Annotated in this window: 3 protein-coding genes; all 3 read right to left on the bottom strand. The window is 28.2% G+C overall.

Annotated elements, in window-relative coordinates:
- Positions 1-396 precede the first annotated feature (396 nt).
- From BLP58_RS11655 to BLP58_RS11645, 3 genes are read right to left on the bottom strand one after another with little or no spacing between them, the layout of a single operon-like run.
- Positions 397-783 (bottom strand): type II toxin-antitoxin system RnlB family antitoxin, encoded by a 387-nt coding sequence (locus BLP58_RS11655; protein ID WP_013851185.1) that lies wholly within the window; start codon positions 781-783, stop codon positions 397-399.
- A gap of 25 nt (positions 784-808) precedes the next feature.
- Positions 809-1,393, bottom strand: coding sequence for a type II toxin-antitoxin system RnlA family toxin (locus tag BLP58_RS11650; protein ID WP_013851186.1), 585 nt, complete (start codon positions 1,391-1,393; stop codon positions 809-811).
- A 23-nt stretch (positions 1,394-1,416) separates the two neighbouring features.
- Positions 1,417-2,124 (bottom strand): RNase H family protein, encoded by a 708-nt coding sequence (locus tag BLP58_RS11645; protein WP_013851187.1) that lies wholly within the window; start codon positions 2,122-2,124, stop codon positions 1,417-1,419.
- Between the last annotated feature and the right edge of the window lie 183 nt (positions 2,125-2,307).

Genomic DNA, 2,307 nt, shown 5'->3' with positions numbered 1-2,307 from the left:
GCTAAATTAGATCGAATGTTAAACCACATAAAATATTAAGAAATTAAGGTCAGACTAATGGTTTTTGGACTACCGCAAAAATATTGACACTTACATATAAAAAATATTTAGAAACAATCAGTAATTATTGGCTCATAATAAAATATAATAGTAGAATGTTTCATAGTTATATTTTAATTGATTAATCACACATTTAAGCATATGAGTTAAGCTTTGCTGAATTTAAATCATCTAGTGATGTGAAATCGAAAAAATTGGCCATTATCAAGCTAAGATCTAGTTGGGGATAATAGCTTAGCTCAAACAATTAAAAAGAAAAGATTTTCTAAGTTTGCCATATAAAAAATACTTACCAGAAAATGAATACATCCAAAAAATAAATAGAGATTATAGGCATTAAATTGACACTCCTATTTTTAATAATTCTAATTGTGTCTTATTGAAACTACTATAATCTGTTGTTGTTATCCGATTAGCCAAAAGTTGATTTGAAGCTATTCTAATTTTATTATTGCGAGAAATTTTAATGACTTTAGCACTTTTCCTATCAATTTTTCCATTGATTACACTAAAAGAACGAAAACGCGTCTCCTTATTTCCCGTTCTAAAAGCAGTATCGACTAAAATACTTCCACTATCTTTAGTTTCAAAGCTAAGATTATTTTTTATTGCATAGTAAGGAGCATCATTGCTAAATGAAACAAAAATACAGTCATACTGGTAACTTTCTATACTAAGTCTTTCTATGGTTCCAGGTTCACCTATATATTTGAAATTTAACATGTCATCCTCCCAACTTAAAATCTAACTATACAAAATATATATAATATTTGTCAAATAGTTCAAAAGCTTCTTTGAGAATATCTTTTGCCTCTTGATTAGAATCAACAGTTAATGTATCTAATGCATCATCATTTGTATGGAAATATTTTGATCTTTCAGAATTATAAAAATTATACAGAGATTCAACAAAGCGAACCTTTTCATCGTCGCTTAAAATATCTTTGAATGAACTTTTAAGATGATGTTCAGAAGTGGGTTCAAAGGCATTATTAAATCGATGATAACCCCATTTATTAACAACGCATTCATGACCACCATCGATTTTTTCGAATATTTCACCTAAATAATATTCGGAAAGTCTTAAAGCTGGAGTTATCTTGTAAGTATACTCATAAGATTCTGAATTACTATCATAATTGAACACTGATTGATATAACATATTTTCATACTTTTGGTTGCTTTGTCCTCCTTGATAATCTGGAATTAATTTATTGAAAAGTTTCTCAATTCGTTGTTTATTAATATTCGTGTTAAAGTCAGATAAAGTTTCTATTACCGCTTCACTAGATTCTACTAAAGGGACTAAGTATGCAACTGATTGTTCTACCACAGATGATCTTTTTTTTCCTTGTACTAAACATAGCATATTTTTTTAAAATAAGTTACAGTGGCACAATTATTGTCTTTATCATAAAATTTATAAATAATTTTATTTTCGGAATTATCATCAGAATCTTCAAATGACTCTACTCGTAATTTCTTATCCTCATTAATAATTTTAATTAAAGCTTGTAAGTCTTCATTCTCTATTCCCCTTAAACTATGGCTACCATTACTATTTTCTGTATGTTTGTCATCTTCTAATGCACTTTTAGCTAACATATCAGCCATGTCATTAAATTCGTTATTAGAATGTGCTTTCACTTTGCTAAATTCTATTTTTATTTTTTCCTTTAATTCATTAATTTTATTTTTGTAGTCAATGGCTACCTTCTTATTTGCTTTCCATGATCCAGTTGCCCAATTTTCTATACCTATGTAGTCGTACTTAATTAAAATGCTATTATACTTATTAGCAATGGCCCAACCTACAGCATGTAACGTAGCATTAGTCTCACCAGCAATTTGTTTAGAATCAAGATATTTCTTCTGATCACCTTTAAAACTTTTTTTATATACAAGAGAGCCCTTGGAATCAAGAATGACTACTCCTGATCCATACCCTTCAATATTATTCAATTTTGATCCATCGACGTAAGCTATTAAATCATTAGTATTAATCGATTCTCCATTTTCCGTATTGTCTAACCATTGTTTTACAGCATAAAATTTTTTTGTCACTTTATATACACCAACTTAGCCTTAAATTTAAAAGATACAAATACATTTTAAGCCTATAAATAGATAAGTTCAATTAATAAAAGCAGTTTGTAAGTGTCAATATTTTTGCGGTAGTCCAAAAACCATTAGTCTGACCTTAATTTCTTAATATTTTATGTGGTTTAACATTCGATCTAATTTAGC

It is taken from the genome of Lactobacillus kefiranofaciens, assembly GCF_900103655.1.
GTDB lineage: Bacteria > Bacillota > Bacilli > Lactobacillales > Lactobacillaceae > Lactobacillus > Lactobacillus kefiranofaciens.
Note: the sequence above shows the minus strand (reverse complement) of the source record. Positions and strands in the feature narration are given on the sequence as shown.